This is a genomic window from Sediminibacillus massiliensis, assembly GCF_900156915.1.
GTDB classification, from domain to species: domain Bacteria; phylum Bacillota; class Bacilli; order Bacillales; family Amphibacillaceae; genus Sediminibacillus_A; species Sediminibacillus_A massiliensis.
Genome location: NZ_LT732533.1, coordinates 31385 through 55898 on the forward strand (window position 1 = coordinate 31385; position 24514 = coordinate 55898).

Below are 24514 nucleotides of genomic sequence, written 5' to 3' on the forward strand. Positions count from 1 at the left end.
AAGCGAAGTATTCTGCCGCAGCGAGTCCCAGCACTCACGAACATCAGAATGAGAGAACATGGCACAAAAAAATTCACTAGTTCGCAATTTTTCTCAACTACGACATTAAAAATGTATGTGTGAATGGTAAGGTTTTTATAAAAGAACAGGCAAAATCATTTTAATCACGATTTTGCCCTTGTTTAGCTTTCTTATTAATTTTCCAACTGTGAATGCACATCCGAATAGTCAAGTTGGTGTGCTTCTGCAACCGCACGATATGTGACAAAGCCATTTAAAGTATTGATACCCTTACGCAGGGATTCGTTGTCCAAGCACGCTTGCCGGTATCCTTTATTGGCAAGTTGTAAAGCGTACGGTACAGTCACATTAGTCAATCCGATCGTGGAGGTTCTTGGTACAGCTCCTGGCATATTTGCAACTGCATAGTGCAAAACCCCATGCCTGGTATAGGTCGGGTCATCATGAGTAGTAATTCTGTCGGTAGTTTCAAAAATGCCGCCCTGATCTATGGCCACGTCTACTATTACTGAACCTTCCTTCATGTCTTTCACCATTGCTTCTGTAACAAGTTTTGGTGCTTTTGCGCCCGGAATAAGAACGGCACCAATCACCAAGTCTGACTCTTTCAAAGATTCGGCGATATTCAGCGGATTAGACATCAACGTATTAATCGATGACCCAAATATATCATCCAATTGACGGAGCCTGTCGGGGTTAAGATCGATGATGGTGACATCTGCCCCAAGTCCTACAGCAATCTTCGCAGCGTTTGTTCCAACTACCCCGCCGCCGATCACCGTCACTTTGCCCCTTCTGACTCCAGGGATACCTGCTAACAGTATTCCTTTCCCGCCTTTTGATTTCTCCAAGAATTGGGCTCCGATTTGGGCTGCCATTCTGCCGGCAACTTCGCTCATAGGAGTTAAAAGAGGTAGAGACCCTGAAGAGAGTTGGACTGTTTCATATGCGATTGCTGTAACTTTTTTGTCAATTAACGCTTTGGTTAAATCAGGTTCTGGTGCAAGGTGCAAATAGGTAAACAAAATCAAGCCTTCATAGAAATATTCATATTCTTCAGGTAATGGTTCTTTCACTTTCATAACCATTTCCTGGCTCCATGCTTCAGAAGCCGAAGAAACTATTTCGGCACCGGCACGAAGATATTCTTCATCAGTAAAACCCGAACCCTTTCCAGCATTCTTCTCTACGAAGATATAATGACCCGCTTCCTTCAGAGCAACGACTCCTGAAGGAGCTACGGCAACTCTGTTTTCATTATTTTTTATCTCTTTTGGAATACCTATTTTCATTACAAGTCCCCTTCCTGCACGATGATTACAAATTTCAGTCTACTACTTATGTATATTTTTTGGCCTTCAATCCTCGCCCAAGTTGGACAAGAACTGTTTGGACACTTTTATCATAGCACTCGAAACTTGTTATGAATAGTCCTTCAGAATGTTTGTAAATAAAACTCTGAAACAAAAGCTTATTTCATAAATTCTTAATTTGCTTGTCACATTGTCTCTGTAGTAGAAAAGGTTTGTCATGTTATAATTAAGAAAAGGAGAAGGGGGAGTTCGGTATGGAATTTGAATACAAACAAATAATTGTAGCGGTAGATGGTTCTAAGACCGCTGAACTCGCATTCAACAAGGCTGTGGATATCGCAAAGCGTAATGATGCCCAATTGATACTGGCCCATGTAATCGATCATCGAACTTTTGCAACAGCGGAGGCATATGATCGGACACTTGCTGAGCGGGCAGAGAACTACGCAAGAGAGCTATTGGCAGACTATCAGCTAAAAGCGGAACAAGCCGGCGTAACAAAAATAAAATCCGATATCGAGTATGGTTCTCCTAAAATGAAGATTGCCAAGGAAATATCGAGAAAGCATCAAGCAGATTTAATCATTTGCGGTGCTACAGGAATGAATGCAGTTGAAAGGTTCCTCATTGGGAGTGTTTCCGAAAGCATTACCCGTTATGCAGATTGCGACGTACTGATCGTACGCAACTGAAAATCCGATGTCCCCCTTATTAATGGGGGACCGTCTCATTTATTTATTTCCTTCACTATATGTCCCAGTTCGGGCAGGATTAATTTATCCATTGCCAGACGTACCGCCCCACTTGAGCCCGGAGTTGAAATGACAGCTGTCCTTTTAATGACGCCGGCCAATGCCCTGGAAAGAATCGCTGCAGATCCGATGTCTTCCAAGTAACTTACCATACGAAAAATTTCCCCGAACCCGACAATCTCCTTATCCAGCAAAGGCTGTAGCGTTTCAATTGTAATATCTCTCGGCGCGATTCCTGTTCCACCGTTTATCAGGATTGCATCGATTCTCTCCATTTCACATCCAGAAAGCACCGCAGATTCGATTTCCGTTTTTTCGTCTCTGACAATCCGGTATTCCTCTATCTGATACCCGCTTTCCTTAAGTTTTTCCATCATCAGTTGTCCACTCTTGTCGGATTGCTTATCCCGCGTGTCACTGACTGTCAAAACCATACATTGAATTTTTCTCTCAAACGGCTGTTTATGTTCTACAACAGACAAAATATACACTCCTACCTTTCATTACATTCGTTGATCAATGAAATATCGTTTCTGGTAAAAACGTAGAGCATGATCGGAAATAGATGAAGTCAATTTATAATTGGTTACAGCACCAATGGCCATCCCGGTTATTGGGAAGCCTTGGGTTGTCTTTTTCCTGGCTGTGTACAGGATGAGTGATTTAGTCAATTGTTTGATAGGCTGGTCAAGCCAACTGGCATCGAATACTTTATCCTCCCCTTCATACAAATAAGCCGTTTCTTTTTTTGCTTCGTCAATCAACTGCAGCCATGCTGATTTTCGTGATCTCTTTGGCAGTGTTGCAGCGTGAAACAGCTTAAGGGAAAACATCATTTCGGATGGATGATTGACATCCCTTCCAAAACAAAGACCGATAAGTTGAACAAGGCGGAGATTCATGATGAGCATCAGCGGAAAATCTACACTTAACAGAAACAAGCCTCCTGTTCCTGATAAGCCGCCCTGTACGAAGGAAGATAATTTACCCCTGGCTATTTCTTGTTTAGCCAGATATGTCAATTGGTGGATGGATAAATGGCGCAAATCCTGAATGGATCTGATATCAGAGTTGAAAATTCGTGCTGTGTCGATAATTGAATCTCTTGCTTCTTTTTGGAGCCTGGTCCCTTGTAGGTTAGCGTGGATAAAAAACAGGAGCTCATCGATTTTTTCGATAACGGATTCTTTTTCAGATCTGCCAGCTAAAGCAACAATCTTGCCGATCCATTCATCAATTTTTGTTTCCACATCACTATGCTTATGATCGAAACTTTTCTCCCACTCCTCGATTTCCTCCAGGACATACTGAGTGTCCATTTAACGTCCTCCCCGGGTAACACCCTTTTTTCCATCTTAACATAAACCAGACAGCAATAGACGTCGTTCTTAAGAGATGAACGATAAAAAAAAGCCCGGCAAATATTGTCGGGCTTCCATACTTTAGGACAATCTTACAGTGTCCCTAGCGATCATTACTTCTTCATTTGTCGGGATTACAATGACTTTCACTGGTGAATGAGGATAGTTAATAAATGCTTCTTTTCCTCGCACATTGTTTAGGGACGGATCCCAGTAGACACCCATGAACTCAAGTCCTTTCAAGACTCTTTCACGGATTTCCACACTATTTTCTCCAACACCTGCAGTGAAAATGATAGCATCTACACCGCGCATTCTTGCGGCATAGGATCCCAAGTATTTATGGATTCTTTCTGCAAACACCTCTAAAGCCAATTCAGCACGTTCATCTTTGTTGTTCGCTTTTTGTGTAATATCTCTTAAGTCACTTGAGAAACCTGATAATGCAAGCATACCACTTTCTTTATTCAACACGTTCATAACTTCACTTGCGGACTTACCAGTTTTGTCCATAATGTATGGAATCAAAGCCGGATCGATATTCCCGGAACGAGTTCCCATTGTTACACCGGCCAAAGGAGTGAATCCCATGGAAGTATCAATTGATTTGCCATTCTCGATAGCAGCGATACTTGCCCCATTTCCTAAATGACAAGAAATCAGGCGTAATTGTTCAAGCGGAATTCCCAGAAGTTCTGATGCTCTTTGGGAGACATACTTATGGGAAGTTCCGTGGAAACCATACTTCCTGATTCCATATTCTTTATAATATTCATATGGAAGACTATATAAATAAGATTGCTCAGGCATTGTTTGGTGAAACGCAGTGTCAAATACCGCAACCGCCGGAACATCCGGAAGAATTTCACGGAATGCTTGAATTCCTGTCAAGTTCGCCGGATTGTGAAGAGGAGCCAAATCAGACACTTCCTCAATCTCTTTGATAACTTCATCAGTGATTTTGACAGAATCGCTGAAACGTTCACCGCCATGTACAACGCGATGGCCTACTCCATCTATCTCATCGAAAGATTTTATAACGCCAGAAGCGATCAATTTATCGAGAAGCATCTTAACAGCTTGTTCATGATCCGGAATATCGGTAGTTGTTTCATCCTTCTCCCCATCTACTTCGATGGAAAAAACAGAATTTGCAATCCCTATTCTTTCCACTAGTCCTTTTGCCATCACTGTTTCCTCAGGCATTTCAATCAATTGAAACTTTAGTGATGAACTGCCTGCATTAATAGCCAAAATATTGCTCAATGCAATTCAATCCTTTCATGTATGCGTCCTGTTTTTATTTCCCTTAACCATTTAAACACCCGTCTATAAAGTTTGCAATACAGAACAATTGATGATAACGTTTGCTATCCGAATTTGTTATTTTCGAAATATTCCAGCAGATGATGGATGTATTTACTTTCTAAACTTCCTATTCCGGAAATCCCTCTTCTTTAAACCATCTATTGATTTTATTCAATATCTCATCCAATGCTTTTCCATTTTTAAAGGAAGGTAATTTTGCGAGCAATGCTTGTTTCGGCTGCTTTGTGTTGGTCCCTTTTTTCTGCAGAATCAGTATGCTTTTCGCCTGCTTTTCAGAGGCGAATAGGCTGTCAGGAAGCTGCACTAGTCCAATGATATGGGCATTCTTATGAAGGAATGCGTTCAATTTATCGGCTTGATCGCTATCAAATAAAAAATTCGGAATGACAAATACAGCATATCCTCCTGATTTAAGGTAGCGGAGGCTTTGTTCGATAAACAAGTGATGGGAATAGGAATGGCCTTCGTCTGCTTTCAACTCGTATTCCCGTGCAATGATATCATCTGGGTAATAACCGACAGGCAGATCAGAGACAACCAAGTCCACAGGTTCCAACAACATCGGCCTTAGACTGTCTTGATGGAACAGTTCCAATTCAATTTGCTGCAAGTTGGCACTCATGACAGACAAGCGGAGAAGGGACGGGTCTACTTCGCTTCCCACCGGTATTACTTCTTGTTTTAGTTGATTGACGACAGCCGTTATTAAGTTTCCTGTTCCACTTGCTGGATCAAGTAAACGTATTTGGGATCGAGACGGGAACAACTTTCCTGCCAAATAACCGATGAACATAGCTACCGTATCAGGAGTAATTAAATGTTGTTGCTGTGTAGCACCCTTCATGCCTTTTAAGATTGCCAATTGAATCCCTTTTCTTATTTCTTCCTTTTCATAAGAGGTAATATGGAATGAATCCGTTCTTTTTTCCAATTGCCGTTTCAAAACATCATTTAACTCTTCGGCAGTATCCCTGGTGAACAAGTATTCCAGCACGATGCCAACACTATCCAAATATGGTTGATTCAATTGATGTTGAACTTGCTCGGCCGTTTCATCCACCCAGCTAAAGATATGTTCTACATTATTGTGTTCCAATATATTTCCTCCATTCATTTAACTCATCAGCTTATCATTGTATCAGAATTACTGATTTTATCGCACTTGTTATGTATCAGTATTACCCAAAGAAAAACCGGCAACATCTGCCGGCTTCTCTTTGAAGTATTATTTTGCTTCTTTTACTGCACTTAATGCTTGTTCATAATCGGGGTGGTTGGTACCTTCACTCACATATTCTGTGTAAGTTACCTTGTCGTTGGAGTCCACAATGAAAACAGAACGTGCAAGCAACCGCAGTTCTTGCATCAATACACCATAAGCTTCGCCGAAACTGGCGTCTTTATGATCGGAAAAAATGTCCACGTGTTCGATATTATTGGCTGCGACCCAACGCCTTTGGGCGAATGGCAAGTCCATGCTCACGGTCAACACTTTTACATTGTCCAGCTTCTCTGCTGCATCATTAAATCGTTGAGTTTGTTCCGCACATACGCCAGTATCTACAGAGGGAACGACACTTATCAGTCTCACCTGACCTTTATAATCCGACAGTTTCTTTTCGTTTAGATTATTATCCAACACATGAAAATCAGGAGCTGTATCACCAACTTTAACTTCTTGGCCTGCCAATGTCATAGGCGTACCTTTAAATGTCACATTTGCCATTTACATCTACCTCCTATGTTTTTATAAGCTATCTCAATCATATTATGAAGGCAGATTTTGGGATTGTCTAACATTTAGCAGGCTTATTCCTCATCTTCATCCTCTTCTTGTTTTGCTTTTTTCTTGCTTTTTGAATCGCCCTTCTCCCCTTTTTCCTTCGAATCATCTTTTCCCTTATCATTTTTACTGCCTTGCTGTCCGCTATTCTGCATGATTTCTTGTATTTTTTCCAATGCCTTAGGCGCGAACTCAAGCAATTTTTCATATAAGTGGGTTTGTTGATTCAGATGAATCATTTGGACCCCTTTTTCATTTACCACCAAAAAAGCAATCGGTGTGATTGAGACACCGCCTCCACTCCCACCCCCAAAAGGGAAAGAAGATGACGAGGAGGAATCAGAAGATCCTGATGATTCCGATTGATCTCCTGATTGAGCCCCATTGAATTCCGAACCCCCGGCGGCAAAACCAAATCCTACCCTGGAGACCGTGATAATGACACTCCCATCCGGGGACTCCACCGGGTCGCCAATAATCGTATTGACATCTACCATGTCTTTTAAATTTTCCATTGCTGTCGTCATTAATCCTTCAATTGGATGTTCACTCATACATTTACCTCCTTATAGTCAGGCTGTTGATTGTGTTTATGAGTTTGTTTTTGTTTTTGTGTTAAAGAAGAAAGATAGATGATTGCTAAAATAGCATGTCCCAGTCTGACCGAAAACATGCAGATAAAATGAGTGCCTGCGTACTTCTGTTTAAATATCGGATCCACAAACACCACTGTTTGATTCACTTTCTTCATGTTTTTTTTCATCCAACCCACCAAAATTTGTTTTAATGCCCAAATTCCACCTGTGATCATTCCAGTAGAACTGGCCTCCCCTGTCCCTATTTTTGTATGCCATTTCAGACTATGTACTTTCGTTTTGGAAAATAACTTTAATAACCTTGGAATTAACCTATGTACCATCTGCCTCATTTCCAGAAATTCTATCCATCTGGCTTTCATGTTTTCGATAAAACCTGGTTCATCAGGGTTAAGTCGGGCGATGATGCTCTCCATCTTTTCATCGGCCTGTTCATCCCCTATTTCTTTTTTATAGATAGTAATATTTATTATCCTCACTTGGAATTTCCATTGTTCTTTGCCATTTTCATACACAAAACTTATCGTCGTATAGATCCTTAGAAAAAGACTTAAAATAAATAAAAGGAATAAAACAATCAGGACAACCAACCATGCCATTCCAACACCTCCATCTTTTACCTATTATCTTCATTTTTTTCCGGTTTAAACCCAATTATAAAAAGGCTTTCTTACTGGGATTATCGAAATAATGATGATAACATGGAAGTGTTACCAATCCTTCTCCGACAAATGATAAAGCGTTTTTTCAACGGAAGGATAAAGGCAGATAGGAGGAAACAAATATGGATAACCGTCGCAACTTATATTTCTATTACCCTAAAGAAGAAGAATTAGAAGAAAAATTAAAACCATTGTTCAACTTGGCCAGGGAAAACCAATTTACTATTGTGGAAGATGCAGAAGATGCAAATATAATCATAAGTGTGGGCGGTGATGGTGCCTTTTTGCAAGCCGTACGAAAAACAGGCTTTCGCCAGGATTGTCTTTACACTGGGATAGCACGATCCAATGAAGCCGGCTTATATTGTGACTTCAGCTTGGATAATTATGATGAGATGGTCCATTCCATCATGCATGAGGAATTGGAAGTACGCCGTTTTCCGGTCATTGATGTCACTGCGAATGGAGAAGCGCAATTCCAATGCCTGAACGAAGTTAGTATTCGAAGTACACTGATTAAAACAATCGTAATGGAAGTCCTTATCGATGATCAGCACTTTGAAACCTTCCGGGGAGACGGATTGATTGTAGCTACCCCCACTGGCAGTACTGGATACAATAAATCGACGAATGGAGCTGTAGTCGATCCCAAGACACCATGTTTCCAAGTCAGCGAGTTGGCATCTCTTAATAACAACCGCTACCGCACACTGGGTTCCTCCTTCATTCTTGATAAATCAAGGAAACTCACTTTGAAGGTAGTCCAGGATGGAAATGATTATCCGATTATCGGGTATGATAATGAAGCCTATTCTGTACGGAATATCAAAGACTTAACAGTGACGATGAGTGACAAAATTGTTAAAACTGTAAAACTGAAGAATAACTCCTATTGGGACCGTGTTAAACGGACTTTCCTATAATAAAAAAGCAGCTTCCTGACCGGTCAACCCGGCGGTAGCTGCTTTTTTCATATAACTCTATTCCATGGTGACTTCTTAGTCTTCTTAGTTGAGGCCAGTTACGACCTAGTGAAAAATTTTCTTTTTTGACTCATTCTGATGTTTATTGAGTGTTGGTACTCGCTGTGGCAGAACACTTCACTTTCCGCAGGCACGGCCTCAGCCAGGGGACTACTTGAATAAGCTTCTCTGCTCCCTTTGGGACTGCGATTACTCGCCCCATCGAAGACCTTTTGGGACTGCGATTACTCGTCCCATCGAAGACCTTTTGGGACTGCGATTACTCGTCCCATCGAAGACCTTTTGGGACTGCGATTACTCGTCCCATCGAAGACCTTTTGCTTTTCCCGCAGGACAAGGAAAGCTTCGTCAGCATGGCATCGCATGAAGAAAATTGGAGACCCATCTTGTTTGAACACCGCAGCATAAACACTTTATCTTTGGTACATGATATCTTCTCCGACAACGGTTGTTTCCACTTTAACAGAATCAAAGTCATCAGCATCTATCTTGAACAAGTCTTTATTCAAGATGGTGAAATCAGCTGTAAAGCCCTGCTCGATGATACCCTGCTCCGTTTCATGACAAGCAGCATATGCACTGCCTTTTGTATATAAGGAAACAGCCTCATACATGGAAAGTTTCTCGCTTTCTGTATAGCTTTTCCCGTCGACGGACGACTTTCTCCATACTGCCGCTTCTATTCCGAGCAAAGGATCAACACTTTCAATAGGTGCGTCCGAACCTCCTGCACAAGCAATATCCCGCTGCAAAAAAGTTTTCCACGCATACGCATATTCCAATCTTTCCGTACCGATTCTGTCTATTATCCAAGGAAAATCGGAAGCCACAAAGGTTGGTTGTATATCCAACACAACATCGAGTTCCTGCAATGAATCTAACAACGAGTCATTGACGAGTTGAGCATGAATAATTCTATCTCTTCTGCCGTTGTATAAAGGATTTTTTTTCAGGGCTGACACAACAGCTTCTACCGCCTTGTCCCCGATAGCGTGAACAGCAACAGGCATACCGTGTTCGCGGGCATTCTTCACTAAAAGCTCGAGGTTTTCCTGAGTGTGGATGTTAATTCCATTATTATCCGGATCATCTTCATATGGCTCTGATAACCAGGCTGTCCTGCCTCCCAACGCCCCGTCCGAAAAGATTTTCATTGCACCCATTTCTATATAGACCGTTCCTTGATGATAATCCAAACCTTCCTCCACCATATCTTTCAATACCTCATGATGGACTAGTAAATGGGCCCGAAATTTCCTCTTGTTGCCGTCTATCGCATTTTTGAATGCATTATACGTTTTTCTGAAGCCGCCATAATAGTTTAGATCTTCTGTGTGACCTCCAACAATTCCATACCTGTATAAATCGTCTACTGCCACTTCGACAATGGAAGTCAGGCTTTGCTCCGATATTTCCGGCACAACAGACTTGATATATTCCTGAGCTGTATCCAAGAACAATCCGGTTGCCTGGCCATTCCCATCTCTGACCACTACTCCGCCCTGCGGATCGGGAGTGGCTTCATCGATGCCGGCTTTCTTGATTGCTTGTGAATTAGCCAGCAACGCATGCCTGCAAACTCTTGTCAGCATCATAGGATTATCAGGACTAATCTCATCCAATTCCTCTTTAGGAATGATGACCGGCTCCTCCCATTGGTTTTCATTCCACCCTTCTCCTATCAACCATTCACCAGGAGAAAGTGTCTTCGCCCGTTCCCTTAAAGCAGATTTTACTTGTTCGGGGGAATGCATGGCAGACAAATCCAAATGGATCAATTTTTCCCCATGACCAATGATATGCAAATGGCTGTCGATAAACCCGGGTAACATTGTTTTACCCTGCAAATTATGCCTTGCCTCAATATTATCCGAATATTTCGATTCCAAAGTTTGAAGCGATCCTGTTTCTTTAATGATGCCGGATTCTGTGTAAACTGCTTCAGTGATATCCCCTTCCTGCCTCATTGTATAGATGGTTCCTCCGTACCATAATGTACCCATAAGCTTTACCCCTTTTATGCTTGATTCATGATTTCTGTCTATTTCACAATCTTTCTCTCAGTTTATTATTTTTACTCATAAAAGAAAAGGGTAGTGCAGCCACCACCCTTTTGAAGGTTTAGAGAAGGTCGTCAAACTCTTTATCTTGCCTGGAATGTTGAGATATTCTAACTACTTCTATTCCAGCCAATGTTTCTTCCATTTCTTCTTGAAAATCAATCATATCTTCAAAATATTTCACTTTTTCCAATCTCGGTTTTGTCTTAGGAGCGTCCGGAACAAATACTGTACAACAGTCTTCATAAGGTCTTATCGATATGTCATACGTATCAATGGATTGAGAGATACTGATGATGTCTTCTTTATCCATTGCAATGAGCGGTCTCAATACTGGGTAACTCGTTACATCATTGATGGCATGCATACTTTCCATCGTCTGGCTTGCCACTTGTCCGAGACTCTCTCCAGTAGTAAATGACAGGATACCTTCCTTTTCAGCAATCTTTTCGCTGATGCGCATCATCATTCTGCGCATGACAGTCATAGAGTAACCATGCGGTATTTCTTTGCTGATTTTTTGTTGTAGCTTTGTGAATGGTACGACATGAATCCGGATAGAGTGTCCAAAGCCTGTTAAACTGCGAGCCAGATCAAACACCTTTTGTTTGGCCCGTTCACTTGTGAATGGTGGTGAATGAAAGTGTACCGCTTCAATCTTCACACCCCTTTTCATTGTCAAATAACCTGCTACCGGACTATCTATGCCACCCGACAAAAGCAACAACGTTTTTCCGGAAGTACCAACAGGAAGACCGCCCAATCCCTGTATGTTTTTGGAAGTTATATATGTTGCATCTTGACGCACTTCCACTCTGATTTCCATGTCTGGTTCATGAACGTCGACAGAGTACCCGTCTGAATGTGTCAACAAATACCCTCCAAGTACCTGGTTCAAATCCTGCGATTTAATCGGAAAATCTTTATTTGTTCTTTTAGCAGTGACTTTGAATGTTTGCACATCTGGTTCGGATGTCAAAGCATATAAGGCAGCTTCTTTGATTTTCTCTTCGTCATTCACTACCCGGATCGCAGGGCTTAAACTTTGGATACCGAAGATGTGTTTACAACGTTCGATGATCGGATCCGGGTCTGCCCCATTCAAAATGATATACATCCGATCCCGCTGCCTTTTGATTTTTACGGTCGGCATGTCCTGTATCTTTTCTTTAATATTTTCCTGGAGCTGGATTGTAAACTGTTTTCTGTTTTTACCTTTTAACGTTAGTTCCCCATATCGGATTAAAATATGTGCATATTCCATCTCTATCTACCCCATTACTTCACTTAGTTGATCGATGACTTCATTGAACCTCGTACAGAACAATTGGATTTCTTCCAGCTTGTTTTGATAAGTCAGACTTACCCTCAGAGCAGATTCTGCCCGCTCTTTTCCCAATCCACAGGCAATCAATATCGCACTTTCATCTGGTTTCTTAGAAGAACAAGCAGATTTAGTCGAAATAAATATCCCTTTTTCAGCAAGCGCATGAATTATCACTTCTGGCTTGAAACCTGGCACTGAAAAATTGATGATGTGCGGTGCAGCTGTCTCAGGTGTATTTATATAGATGTTTTCCTTCTTTTGAAGAAAGCTTATCATGGAATTTCTTAACGATTTTAAGTGGTCCTTACCGGTCGCATAGCTTTCTGTGGTCATTCGCATGGCTTTCACCAGGGACACCGCTCCAGCAACATTCTCTGTACCCGAACGATAGACCATTTCTTGTTCACCGCCATGAAGAAGCGGAAACAAATGTGTCCCTTCTTTAATATAAAGCAAACCAGTCCCTTTTAACCCATGGACTTTATGGCCAGAAATGGTACAAAGGTCAATACCACTTCCCGACAACTTAAGCGGAACCTTCCCATATCCTTGCACATGATCGACATGGAAGAAAAGTTTTGGATGCTTTTTGGCAATTTCGCCTATCTTTTCGACGGGCTGAATGGTTCCTATTTCGTTATTAACGTGCATGATACTGATTAAGATGGTTTCCTTCGTTATGGCTGCTTCAAGGTGTTCGATGGAAATCATACCACTCTCATCTACCGGCAAGTAAGTTACAGAGAAGCCTATTTTTTCCAACGCTCTACAAGCTTCAATCACTGATGGATGTTCAACTTGCGAAGTAATGATATGTTTCCCCCTGTTTTGGTGGGCTAGCGCAATCCCCTTTATCGCAGTATTGTTTCCTTCTGTTCCTCCTGATGTGAAGATGACTTCTTCTGTTCGAACATCTAACAGCCTGGAAGCCTGCTGCCTTGCTTTGGACAGAAGCCTCTCTGAGTCCGTCCCCAAACTATGCACAGAAGAAGGATTACCGTAATAGCTTTCCGATACTTTTTGAAAGCTTTGTAATACAGCATCATATGGCTTAGTAGTAGCACTATTATCTAAATAAATCATCGGATTAGCTCCTATCTGATATATTGCAATCAACTATATTATCATAAATAATCCCCTGCCACAATTATCGTAACAGGGGATTGTTATGCTTATAAACGAAACAGTCATCATTATATGAATATACCTTTTGGTAACCAGAAGTAGAATGGAAAAAGTTTTTATTTGATTACCGTTCCTAACTTGGTACTTTTCTATAATCTTCCAACCGTTTTAAAGCACCGGGCTCTATCTCCTCCAATGCTTTAGCTGCATGTTCCAAAGCTTCTTCGTATTCATAATCACGGAAAAGGGTCTCCGCTTCACCTAATTTAGAAGCTAAATCAGGATGTTGACTACGATACCTGTTGGCATATTGAATCACTAATTCAACTAAGGCTGCCTGGTCAAGTAACTGTTCAGTCTGGTCGATCATCAATCGTGTAGATTCCTCCGCTTCTGTCAAAGCGCTTTGAACTTCCCCCATATCAAGCGGATGTTTTTCCAATTGCAGCTCGACTTCCTCTGTTTTTACAGCCACAGTATCTAATAACTCCCAAATATGAGCCGGCACTCCGGGTATATTGCTTTTTTGGATAGCCCGCTGTGTATCTTGAAAGTCTTTTCTCATCTGCCAAACCTGGTCCTTGGCTTCCAATTCTTCTTTTCTTAATGTTTGGATTTGGACCCGAAACTCTTCATGTTGTTCATGGAGGCGTGATAATTCTTCAAACCTACTTTCGATGCTTTCCCGTATGTCTATATGTGTAGATTCCTTAAGCTCCAGCTGTTCATCCATTTTTTCCAATTCATCTTTCAACTGTTTTACCCGATTTTGAAGGGTCAAGAACACCTCAACGTCCTGGTCCTCAAAATAATAGGACTCTTGAAGATCCTCTACTTCAAACCTCGTTTCTTCAAAATCACTTATCTCATTTTCCAATTCTTTTCGGTAGCCAGGCAAATGTTTTTCTACATAATTCTTTGCTATCGCTTCTTTCTCCAGCAACTGATACATTTCTTTGATTCTTTCCTCAATGGTGGTAATCAGCTCTTGAACTCCCTCCATTGACCCCTTATTCAATTGCCCGACAGCATTTTCCACTCTTAACTGGTGATCATGCAATTCTTTTTCAAAACCCAGATGATCTATATGGTACCCGTCTTTCTTCATTCCTTTTATACCAGACAGTAATTCATTCAACTGTGCAGGAAGTTCTTTTTTACAACTTCTGTATAATACCGGGAACTGTTCTATCTGTTCTTCCAGACTTGATAGTTGTTCTTTCAGTTCGTGCACCAATTTCTGAGCTTCGAAGTAATTCCCATCTTCGACATGGCCGTTATATTGTTTCATCTTTTCATCCATGCCATTGATTTCTGATTCATACAAACTTTCCGCTTTGCCGAACTCGTGCCTGTTTTGGATGAGGATTTTTCGCAAAACTTTTATTTTCGGCTGTAATTCCTCCACTTCTTCACGGCTGCTTTGCTCAGATTCCAACAGCTGTTCCAGTTCGATGAACATAGAATCGATATCAGCTTCAATACCTTTCAGTTCCTCTTCCACATTTCGCAAATTCTTCTTGGCTGCTGAAATACGGTAGCGGTCAGCGGACTCTTCCGCATCAAAAAGGTATTCTTCCAAGTCAGGAAGCTCCTTGGTAAGAATCTGATCCCATCTATCTTTCCAAGATTCAAATCTTTCCTGGGTCTCTCCGGACAAATTCAAATTTTTCACTTTAGAAAGCTCGGATGTGACATTCCTGTTCATAATATCCATCTTCCAGCCTTCTAACCGATCCACTTCATCGTAGATTTTTTTGCGCCAAATCAATCCTGCGATAATCAATACTATGATTATGAGGATACCTCCAATTATGTATTCCATCTTAAACCTCCTAGTTCCGTGCTGACTTAAGGAGAGAACCTTAATTTTTCCAGATTAATTGTTAATAATATGATACCATGTATCTTCTATTTTTTGGTTATAATTTTTCAAATTTATTCACATAGCGACAATTTTTTCATCGCGTGAAAATGGGTGATCAAAGCATAAAAAAAGAACAGCCGCTACCCTTCATAATAACAGGGTATTTGCTGTTCCGCTTTTTTGATAAGAGGCATTCCAACCAACAACATGATCCACCCATTTGTAAATCAATTTCATGTATTTTACAGTGAAAAAGTCTTGAGATTGATCCCATTCCACAAAATGTTTCCATTCATTTGCAGAAATATATGGAGCACTCAGCATACCTTTCAACTGAATAAATAAAAACTTCCTGTCTACTTGCGTATGGTTAGTTCCAGTCAACGCATCATTGAATACCTTTCCAAGCAAGTAATTTTCCTTTGCCATATAAGTAACCATCATTTCTCTTACAAACATGGAATCCAATGTCAATTCTCTTTGGATGAAACAACTGAATTGATGGCGTCCTTGTTTGTACTGTATAATAGTTTCAATCAGTTTCTTGAGCCTGTCCGTTTTCGGTTGATTTTCTGTGGCAGCGATTGTAGTTTCCACTTGATCTAAATACTGTTCATAATAGGAAGTTACAGTGGATTCCAATAAGCCTTGTTTGCTTTTGAAATAATAATTGATCAGAGAAACATTTACAGAAGCTAGCTTGGCAATATCCCTGACCGATGTTCCGTGATATCCTTTAGTGAAAAACAATTGGCAGGCGGCATCCATCACTTTTTGTTTTGTAGCATTGTTTTTCATGGCTTTCACTCCTTATTCTTCTATTACGACGTTCAAGCAGGAATTCCTTTATATATCGCTCGTCAAATCACGCATGCTCTTTGTCGAACGAGGCATGAAATTGACGCAAACCAATTTTTCCAATGCAATTATTAATCTATATTGATCAAGGAGGTCATCATTATGTTTGAAGTTAAAAACTACTCCGGAACGAAGGAAAAAGATTACAGCTTGTTATTGAAACAATTAGAAGCACTTGTGGAAGACGAAAAGGATGTCATTGCAAATTTATCCAATGCTTCTGCTCTTTTAAATCAGTTCCTGGATCAAGTAAACTGGGTCGGTTTTTATCTATGGAAAGAAGAAGAACTTGTACTCGGGCCGTTCCAGGGCTTGCCGGCTTGTGTAAGGATCCGTTCCGGTAAAGGGGTCTGCGGGACTGCAATAAGCGAAGGAAAAACACAACGCGTGGAAGATGTCCATCAATTTCCGGGACATATCGCATGTGACGCAGCAAGTCAGTCCGAAATCGTCGTTCCTATCTATAAAGATGGTCAGATTTTCGGCGTTTTGGATATAGACAGTCCGATCAAAGACCGTTTTGATGAACAAGACCAGGTTTATTTGGAAAAATTCACCGCTATTTTAGAAAAGCACATTTAACAAACGAGGCTGACCTGATGTCAGCCTCGTTTTCCTTTTGCCACACAATTTTTACCTAGTTTCTTAGCTTCATAGAGCGCTTTATCCGCCCTGTCGAATATACACTTGGGCTGATTATCGTTCCCCTTCTGCCAGTAAGACACTCCTACCGAGATTGTCACTGTCGGTTCTGTAAATGTTTCCACTTGTCTGACCAGCTGTATGGCGATATCCACTCCATCGTCCATTGTTGCATTCGGCAAGTATACTGCCAGTTCTTCTCCACCCCACCTGGCAGCAAAGTCTTCCCCATCCAAATGGCCTTTAATTATATTTGAAACTTGTATAATCAGTTCATCACCAAGTTCATGGCCGTAGGTATCATTGAATTTCTTGAAGTCATCAATGTCGATTAACAAGAATGCTCCTTGTTCATCAACTGTCAAGTGATCTTGCAATCGTTCATCCAAATATTTTCGTGAATACAATCCTGTTAAATAATCTGTGATGACGAGATACTCCAATTGCTCTCTCAGCATGGAATTGACAAATGCGAGGGTGGAATGGTGAACAAGGGACTGAATCAATTTGAACGCTTCGAAAGTGAAAGAGTATGCCTGCTTATGCAAGACCAAGATAACCCCTCTTATTTGCTGCGACTGAACCATGGGAATTGCCATGACAGAATGATGAAAAGCAGGTATCTCCGGATGCTTGGCGGCAAAGTCCCCAATAAAAACAGGATCTTTTTGTCTGTCGACCTTGTCGACGATACTATTTATAAATGGCTGTGCATCCTTATAAAGAAAGAAATCTGTACTTCCCTCAAGGATTTCCATGCCTCCTTCGGCTTCTTCTTTAAACATGATAAATCCAATCTCGTCCGCTCCAAATTTGTCTTTAATCTGTCTATTCATATAGGACGTTGTTTCCGTCAACCTTAAGTTTGAATTCAATGTTTGGGAAGTTTCGTTTATTAACTGCAAGTCTGAGATTAATTGCCTGGACTGTTGATACAACCTCGCATTTTCCAGAGCGTTACCTGCGGTTTTTGCTAATACCTTAAGCAAATCAGACCCATCAAAAGAAAGTAGAGAGTGGTCATAGGTTTTAATCTCCAAAACCCCATAGACTCCCTGCCTGCCCTGTATGGGGACATACACACAAAATTCGCCCCCAGATTCGAAGTCATCATATTGGAGCCTTTCCTTCATAAAAGCCTGCTTGCTCAATATGTTCTTTGAATCGTTGAAATCTAATTCCTTAACAGGCAATCCCTCTACCTCAGGAAAATCCTGTGACAAATACAAACAAAAAGCTGCCTTTTGATATACTTCTTTCAATGTGACCACGATGTTGTTCAATACCTCGTTGGTATCTATAGAAGCATGAAAGCAGGAAGTTATCCGGTAATGCCATTGATAGTTTCTATCTTTACGGATATCATCAAAATAATCACCGAATTCCCCAAGTATATTTGCACCATATCTGCCGATTTTTTCACATATCGCGAATGGTATCCGGGAATTTGCTTTAAATGAGATGAACAATTGGCCCAATACGTCAGTTTCGTTCTTATATATAGGCAGCAGAAATGAATAGGCGTCGTTCAACCGGTCTTTTTCTTTTATTATATGGTCGGTAGTCAAGTCGGCTTGACCATCCACCCTATCTATTAAATGTCCGCGTTCCCCGCTTTTGCAGGAAACTAGGAAATATGCCCTTAACTCTTGATTAAATAAATAAATCCCTGCATCGCAGACTGCCGGCAATCCCTTTATCTTCATACATATATTGCTTGCCAGCTCCCCGAACGAGTCCCCTGGATCGTTGATAAACTCCTCGACGATTTGTCTTCTCAATTGCCTGAGCAGTGATTTATAATCAGTATTCATAAGTATCTCACCCGTCTAAATGGAAGAAACACAAGTTTTTCCAAACGTTTAGTCCGAATATATAAATTATTTCTAAAATTTAATTCCGATATTTATATTATAAACGATATTACGTTCTATTCCTATTAAATTACCAAGCCTTATCAGGACGAACATAATTCCCTTTCCCCTCTCTATTGACTTCCTCTAAAAAAAAACATATAATGGTCTTTGTGTAAAAAAGGTAGCCTATGTGAACCTCCGACTGATTCATTTTGTTCCTCGCTATCGAGGTGTATCGCGTAACTCTCTGCTGCTGGAGCGATGGTACATGAAAACAAAATGAGCAGCGACCCGGGAACACACTGTCTTATTTTATGCAAATCTTATATATAAAGGAGAAGATGCACAATGGCTCGCTATACAGGACCTGTATGGAAAAAGTCTCGTCGTCTTGGAATTTCTTTAACTGGTACTGGTAAGGAGTTAGATAAACGCCCTTACCCACCTGGACAACATGGTGCTAACCAGCGCCGTAAACTATCAGAATTTGGTCTTCAACTACAAGAGAAGCAAAAGCTTCGCTTCATGTACGGAATCAACGAACGTCAATTCCGTCGTATGTTTGATGAAGCCGGTAAAATGAAAGGTATCCATGGTGAGAACTTCATGATCTTACTTGAATCCCGCTTGGATAACCTGGTTTATCGTCTTGGACTTGCCCGTACCCGCAGACAAGCACGCCAGCTTGTAGGACACGGCCACGTAACTGTAGACGGTGGACGCGTAGATATTCCATCTTACCGCGTAAAGCCTGGTCAAACAATCGGTTTGCGTGAGAAATCACAAAGCCTTGATATTATTAAGGAATCTGTTGAATCAAACAACTTCGTTCCTGAATATCTTTCATTTGATGAGGACAAACTTGAGGGAACTTACTCTCGTTTCCCTGAGCGTTCTGAATTACCTGCAGAAATTAACGAAGCACTTATCGTTGAGTTCTACTCTCGTTAATAGCTTCTTGAAAAAACTTGGTTCCCTTAGGGAATCAAGTTTTTTTATTAATAAAAAAGCAGTCCGCCTTGGACTGCTTTTCTTTATTCAAACCGGATCAGGAAGTATTTTTTCTTCCCTCTTCTAATAATCGTGAATTTATCGTCTATTCTCTCTCCGGCGCCTACCATTGCATTCAAATCCTGGTATCTATCCCCATTGATATAAATCGCTCCATTGCTTATATCTTCCCTGGCCTGGCGTTTGGAAGAAGAAATCCCAGCTTCAACCAATAAATCAATAAGCTTTACCTCTTCTTTAGTAAGACCAACAGATGGGACATCCTTGAAACCTTGTTCGATTTCAGTTCCATTCAGAGACTTTATATCCCCGCTGAATAAGGCAGCAGATATTTTCTTCGCTTGCATCAGAGCTTGTTTACCATGTACCATTTCCGTCATTTCTTCAGCAAGTCTTGTGTGTGCGGCCCGTTTTTCCGGTTCTTCCTGCAATTTTTTCTCAAGTTCAGCTACTTCCTCTTGTTCAAGGAATGTAAAGTACTTGATAAACTTGATGACATCCCGGTCATCTGTATTGATCCAAAACTGGTAAAATTCATATGGGGAAGTTCTTTCTGGATCCAGCCATACCGCACCTCCAGCCGTTTTACCAAATTTCGTACCATCGGCTTTCGTAATCAACGGGACCGTAAGCCCATATACTTTTGCCTCTGTGCCTTCTTCGCGTGTACGTCTGATCAATTCCATTCCTGCTGTGATGTTCCCCCACTGGTCACTCCCGCCAATCTGAAGTGTGCAATTTTCTTTTTCATATAGATTTTGGAAATCGAGGGATTGGAGGATCATATAAGTGAATTCAGTGAATGAAATCCCATTTTCGATTCTGGATTCAACTGAATCTTTCGCAAGCATATAATTAATGCCAAAATGTTTGCCAGTGTCTCTTAGGAAGTCGATAATAGACATTCTGGATAACCAATCAAAATTATTTCTAGCAACAGCGGCATTTTCCCCTTCGTCAAAATTAAGCAGTTTCGCTAATTGTTCTTTAATTTTTTCACTGAAACCTTTAACAACATCCGCACTGTTCAGTGTCCTTTCGGTTGATCGTCCACTTGGATCGCCTATCATTCCCGTACCACCGCCAATTAAAGCAATTGGACGGTGACCAGCTCGCTGAAATCTTTTCAACATTAATACGGGAAGCAAATGACCGATATGTAAACTGTCTGCTGTAGGATCAAATCCACAGTACAATGTTACAATGTTTTCACTTAAGTGTTTTTGTAACCCTTCATCATCCGTTGTTTGATGAATCAAGCCTCTTTGTTGCAAATCTTGTAATATATCCATAATTACCCACTCCTTTTATGATGATTTAAACGTTGCTTTACTTCTGCCGAATAATGGTTGAAATAACGCAAAAAAACCTCATCCCAATAAAGGGACGAGGTTCACTCGCGGTACCACCCTTGTTGCATATCACTATGCCACTCGAGATTGTTATCGGTGATGGATCACCGTCTTTCCCATTACGGAAAGATGCTCCAGAATGTAATTCGTCAAAGCAATTATGTCCGGCTTCCACCACCCGCCGGCTCTCTTTAAACAGGGAATTGCTTTGCTACTCCGTTCCTTCTTTGCATATCTATTCAGCTTAAAACCAATAGGCTTATGAAGTTCAGATTACAAATATTCAACAAAAATTTCTATTTCTTTATTATTAGCATAAGTTTTGGGGAATTGCAATATTGAACCAGCGGAAAATACTGCGGGAAGATTGACGGCTATGCTATAATAAAGTTGAATTTTAGGAGGTTTTGCCGTGAACAAAGATATCATAAATAAATTTATTAACAAGTTGAAAGATTGGTGGCAAAGGGGGAAAGTCCAAAGAAGTTTCCGAATCACGTACGATGTCGTATGGAATGTCATCCTGTTTTTCATCCTGATAGGCTGTATTGGCCTTTTCTTTGCAGGCGGTGTAGGAGCAGGCTACTTTGCTTCGCTGGTCAAAGACGAGCCTGTACGCTCTGCAGAAAGTATGAAGGAAGACATATACAATTACGAAGAGACGTCGCAATTATTTTTCGCTGATAATAAATACTTAGGTAATATCCGGTCAGATTTATACAGGGAAGAAACTACTTTGGACAACATATCCGATTATGCAAAAGATGCTGTAGTCGCAACAGAAGATGCTTACTTTCGTGAACATCACGGAGTAGTTCCAAAAGCGATCATGCGTGCCATCTATCAGGAAGCGACCAATTCTGCTGTCAAAACCGGCGGTAGTACTTTGACCCAGCAATTGATCAAAAACCAGATACTTACCAATGAAGTATCGTTTGAAAGAAAAGCAAAAGAAATACTTCTAGCAATGCGGTTGGAGAAATCTCTAAGCAAAGACGAAATCCTGGAAGCTTATCTCAACATTGTCCCATTTGGAAGAAATGCTTCCGGGCAGAATATAGCAGGGATCGAAACAGCTGCAGAAGGAATATTCGGCGTCGAAGCAAGCGAACTCAGTTTGCCTCAAGCAGCATATATAGCAGGTCTTCCGCAAAGTCCTTCCTATTACACACCTTTCACCAACAGTGGAGAACAAAAGGATGAAGACGGCTTGGAACCGGGATTGAACCGAATGAAGTCCGTTTTGGGGAGAATGCTGGAAGGCGGCTACATCAACCAGGAAGAATATGATGAAGCGATCAATTATGACATTACTGCCGATTTTGCCGAACCGACACCTACACCATTGGATCAATACCCATACCTGACCAATGAAGTGGAAGACAGAGCAAAAGAAATTCTCATGTATCAGTTGGCTGAAGAAGATGGCTACACACAGGATGACATCGATAATAACGATGCACTGCATGAAGAATATATGATTCTGGCAGACAGACAGCTTCGGCGAAATGGTTACAAGATTCACACCACAATCAACAAAGAAATATACGAAAAGTTTCAGGAAATTGGAAAGAACTACAACAATTACGGACCTGACAAGCCGGAGGTTGTCATAGATCCTGAGTCAGGTGAAGAAACTACCATCATGGAGCCGGTGCAGTCAGGCGGTATGCTGGTCGAAAATAGCACCGGTAGAATTATCAGCTTTCTTGGCGGCCGTGGTTTCGATGTTTCTGAAGTGAACCATGCGACAGATACCCATCGGGATAATGGTAGTACAATGAAACCGCTGCTTGTTTACGGACCTGCAATGGAAGAAGGAGTCGTTCAACCGGGTTCTGTGGTACTGGATGTCCACCTCCCTGCCAGATATCCGCAAATGTGGGTAAATAATAGGAACTGGCCAAAGAACTATACAGGCAACTACCATGGATTAGTTTCTGTTCGAAAAGCTTTGGAGCAATCCTATAACATACCGGCTGTCAAAACCTATACAGAGATTGTAGGCGGGGACCCTGCGTCTAAATATCTAGAGAAAATGGGATTCACCAATTTAGATGAGGAAGATCATACAAATCTTTCAACAGGGATCGGCTCCCTTGTAAATGGGGTGTCGATTGAAGAAAACGTGAATGCTTACACTACTTTTGGCAATAACGGGCAATTTGCAGATGCTTATATGATCGAAAAAATCGAAACAACTGATGGCGATGTCATTTACGAACATGAAAGCGATCCTGTAGAGGTATTCAGTAAACAAACAAATTACCTTACGCTCGACATGATGAGGGACGTATTAAACAGCGGAACCGCTACCTATGCGAAAGCAAGGTTAAACAATCCTGGTGTCGATTGGGCTGGTAAAACAGGTACCACCTACGATTGGACCGATGCATGGTTTGTGGCAACGAACCCGAACGTGACATTAGGTACATGGATCGGGTACGACAACCCGAAATCATTGGAATGTAATTCTCAGTATCCGTGCAGTACCGGATACAGCCAGCGGAACCAAGGATTGTGGGCAGAATTAGTTAATGCCGCAACAGAAGTCGACCCTGAACTAATGGCTCCTTCTGATAATTTCAGCCGGCCTGAAGGTATTACGGAAAGATCTTATTGTCAAACTTCTGGAATGGCACCTTCCGGCCTTTGTCAGGAAGTTGGATTGGTAAGTTCTGATATTTACAACTCAAAATTCGTACCAGATGAGAAAGATAACAGTCTAATCAGCGGTAATTTCGTAAAAATTGATGGCAAGGCTGTGGCTGCCGGTGATGATACTCCATCAGAATATACGAGCGGAAACGGTGTGACCTTCAATCCAGAATGGTTGGCAGCTAACATGTACGATAAACTTGATGATTTATCTCAGTTAATTCCGAGAAATGCAAGCGGAGGATGGAACAACATAGCGATTCCTTCCGGGAGACAATTATCGAATGATATTTCAGACGATGGTCAGAATCCATCCCCTCCTACTTCCCTTTCCAATGATGGAAAGAGTCTGAGTTGGAAAAAATCTTCCAGCGGGGATGTCGTGGGATACAGGATTTTTCGCGCCGACCGTCCTGACGGTTCCTTCAGTTTGATTGGTAATACAAGCGATACGAGTTATACGGTTCCAACAAACGGAGCTATTTACCATGTTAAAGCTGTTGATTATTTCGGTGGAGTCTCTTCTGCATCCAATGCAGTCCAAGTTGGGAAAATAGAAGAAGACAAACCTGAAGAAGATAACGACAAGAACAGTGAAAATGAAGAAAAGGAAAAGCAGGAAGAAGAAGAAGAAAAACCTGACTCTGAAGAAAACAATGCCAACGAAGAAGAATCAAATGATAATGAACAAGAAACAAATGCAGACGAATCGGACGAAAGCTCCGAATCAGATTCCGAAACATCTGAAGAAAATAGTGGGAATGATGATAACCAAGAAGATGAAGGAACTGAACAGGAAAACAGCGAAAATCAAGACGAAGGTGAACAAAATAACGAAGAGTAATCAACAAAAAGAACCTCTGCTATTACATGCAGAGGTTCTTTTTATCTCCCTGCCCCCTTTTGGTTTCGATATAAAATTGTCTGAAAATCCTGTATAATAAAAATAAATGACTGT

The 24514-nt window shown here is 41.2% G+C and carries 20 protein-coding genes and 1 other annotated feature; of the genes, 5 read left to right on the forward strand and 15 right to left on the reverse strand.

The genetic code is table 11. The features are described from left to right. Positions 1-194: 194 nt before the first annotated feature. Positions 195-1313: an alanine dehydrogenase gene (gene ald, locus CZ434_RS00210; RefSeq protein WP_077621217.1), complete on the reverse strand. Its 1119-nt coding sequence runs from the start codon at positions 1311-1313 to the stop codon at positions 195-197. A gap of 275 nt (positions 1314-1588) precedes the next feature. On the opposite strand from ald, the gene CZ434_RS00215 reads away from it, so the two are divergent. Beyond that, positions 1589-2026: a universal stress protein gene (locus tag CZ434_RS00215; protein WP_077621218.1), complete on the forward strand. Its 438-nt coding sequence runs from the start codon at positions 1589-1591 to the stop codon at positions 2024-2026. 35 nt (positions 2027-2061) lie between these two features. Here CZ434_RS00215 and CZ434_RS00220 read toward each other — a convergent pair whose 3' ends face one another. The 7 genes from CZ434_RS00220 to CZ434_RS00250 all read right to left on the reverse strand — a co-directional run bounded on the left by CZ434_RS00220 (position 2062) and on the right by CZ434_RS00250 (position 7754). After that, complete coding sequence (locus CZ434_RS00220) at positions 2062-2568, reverse strand: MogA/MoaB family molybdenum cofactor biosynthesis protein (RefSeq protein WP_077621219.1); 507 nt, start codon at positions 2566-2568, stop codon at positions 2062-2064. Positions 2569-2589: 21 nt separating this feature from the next. Further along, entirely contained in the window at positions 2590-3405 is an 816-nt protein-coding gene (locus tag CZ434_RS00225) for an EcsC family protein (protein ID WP_077621220.1), read from the reverse strand. A 123-nt stretch (positions 3406-3528) separates the two neighbouring features. Further along, entirely contained in the window at positions 3529-4713 is a 1185-nt protein-coding gene (locus CZ434_RS00230) for an acetate kinase (RefSeq protein WP_077621221.1), read from the reverse strand. Between the two features lie 169 nt (positions 4714-4882). Next, the gene (locus CZ434_RS00235) at positions 4883-5872 is read right to left on the reverse strand and encodes a class I SAM-dependent methyltransferase (RefSeq protein WP_077621222.1); all 990 of its coding nucleotides are present in this window, start codon (positions 5870-5872) and stop codon (positions 4883-4885) included. Between the two features lie 129 nt (positions 5873-6001). Continuing rightward, positions 6002-6502: a thiol peroxidase gene (gene tpx / locus CZ434_RS00240; protein WP_077621223.1), complete on the reverse strand. Its 501-nt coding sequence runs from the start codon at positions 6500-6502 to the stop codon at positions 6002-6004. A gap of 83 nt (positions 6503-6585) precedes the next feature. Beyond that, positions 6586-7113, reverse strand: a complete 528-nt coding sequence (gene ytfJ, locus CZ434_RS00245) for a GerW family sporulation protein (protein WP_077621224.1) — start codon at positions 7111-7113, stop codon at positions 6586-6588. Beyond that, positions 7110-7754 (reverse strand): DUF2953 domain-containing protein, encoded by a 645-nt coding sequence (locus CZ434_RS00250; RefSeq protein WP_077621225.1) that lies wholly within the window; start codon positions 7752-7754, stop codon positions 7110-7112. The genes ytfJ and CZ434_RS00250 overlap by 4 nt, the downstream gene beginning before the upstream one ends. A 185-nt stretch (positions 7755-7939) precedes the next feature. Here CZ434_RS00250 and CZ434_RS00255 point away from each other — a divergent pair, with 185 nt between their 5' ends. Beyond that, on the forward strand, positions 7940-8740 hold the full coding sequence (locus CZ434_RS00255; protein WP_077621226.1) for an NAD kinase: 801 nt from the start codon (positions 7940-7942) through the stop codon (positions 8738-8740). A gap of 473 nt (positions 8741-9213) precedes the next feature. Here the strand turns inward: CZ434_RS00255 and CZ434_RS00260 are convergent, their stop codons facing one another. The 5 genes from CZ434_RS00260 to refZ form a co-directional block, all read right to left on the reverse strand. Then, positions 9214-10803, reverse strand: coding sequence for an amidohydrolase (locus CZ434_RS00260; protein WP_077621227.1), 1590 nt, complete (start codon positions 10801-10803; stop codon positions 9214-9216). A gap of 118 nt (positions 10804-10921) precedes the next feature. Then, positions 10922-12124: a tRNA uracil 4-sulfurtransferase ThiI gene (gene thiI, locus CZ434_RS00265; protein ID WP_077621228.1), complete on the reverse strand. Its 1203-nt coding sequence runs from the start codon at positions 12122-12124 to the stop codon at positions 10922-10924. 6 nt (positions 12125-12130) lie between these two features. Then, a complete protein-coding gene (locus tag CZ434_RS00270) occupies positions 12131-13270 on the reverse strand; it encodes a cysteine desulfurase family protein (protein ID WP_077621229.1) in 1140 nt (379 codons plus the stop codon). A gap of 175 nt (positions 13271-13445) precedes the next feature. Next, positions 13446-15137 (reverse strand): septation ring formation regulator EzrA, encoded by a 1692-nt coding sequence (ezrA, locus tag CZ434_RS00275; protein ID WP_077621230.1) that lies wholly within the window; start codon positions 15135-15137, stop codon positions 13446-13448. A 189-nt stretch (positions 15138-15326) separates the two neighbouring features. Then, positions 15327-15977, reverse strand: a complete 651-nt coding sequence (gene refZ, locus CZ434_RS00280) for a forespore capture DNA-binding protein RefZ (protein WP_077621231.1) — start codon at positions 15975-15977, stop codon at positions 15327-15329. A gap of 162 nt (positions 15978-16139) precedes the next feature. On the opposite strand from refZ, the gene CZ434_RS00285 reads away from it, so the two are divergent. Then, positions 16140-16619 carry a GAF domain-containing protein gene (locus tag CZ434_RS00285; protein WP_077621232.1) on the forward strand — a complete coding sequence of 160 codons (480 nt, stop codon included), beginning with the start codon at positions 16140-16142 and terminating at the stop codon, positions 16617-16619. A 20-nt stretch (positions 16620-16639) separates the two neighbouring features. Here the strand turns inward: CZ434_RS00285 and CZ434_RS00290 are convergent, their stop codons facing one another. Then, a complete protein-coding gene (locus CZ434_RS00290) occupies positions 16640-18493 on the reverse strand; it encodes a sensor domain-containing diguanylate cyclase (RefSeq protein ID WP_077621233.1) in 1854 nt (617 codons plus the stop codon). Between the two features lie 390 nt (positions 18494-18883). Here CZ434_RS00290 and rpsD point away from each other — a divergent pair, with 390 nt between their 5' ends. Then, a complete protein-coding gene (gene rpsD / locus CZ434_RS00300; protein ID WP_077621235.1) occupies positions 18884-19486 on the forward strand; it encodes a 30S ribosomal protein S4 in 603 nt (200 codons plus the stop codon). A gap of 83 nt (positions 19487-19569) precedes the next feature. Here rpsD and tyrS read toward each other — a convergent pair whose 3' ends face one another. Then, positions 19570-20838 carry a tyrosine--tRNA ligase gene (tyrS, locus tag CZ434_RS00305; protein ID WP_077621236.1) on the reverse strand — a complete coding sequence of 423 codons (1269 nt, stop codon included), beginning with the start codon at positions 20836-20838 and terminating at the stop codon, positions 19570-19572. Positions 20839-20925: 87 nt separating this feature from the next. Further along, positions 20926-21135 (reverse strand) — a binding site (T-box leader). Between the two features lie 175 nt (positions 21136-21310). Between tyrS and CZ434_RS00310 the strand changes: the two genes are divergently transcribed. Beyond that, on the forward strand, positions 21311-24400 hold the full coding sequence (locus CZ434_RS00310; RefSeq protein WP_077621237.1) for a transglycosylase domain-containing protein: 3090 nt from the start codon (positions 21311-21313) through the stop codon (positions 24398-24400). Positions 24401-24514 lie beyond the last annotated feature (114 nt).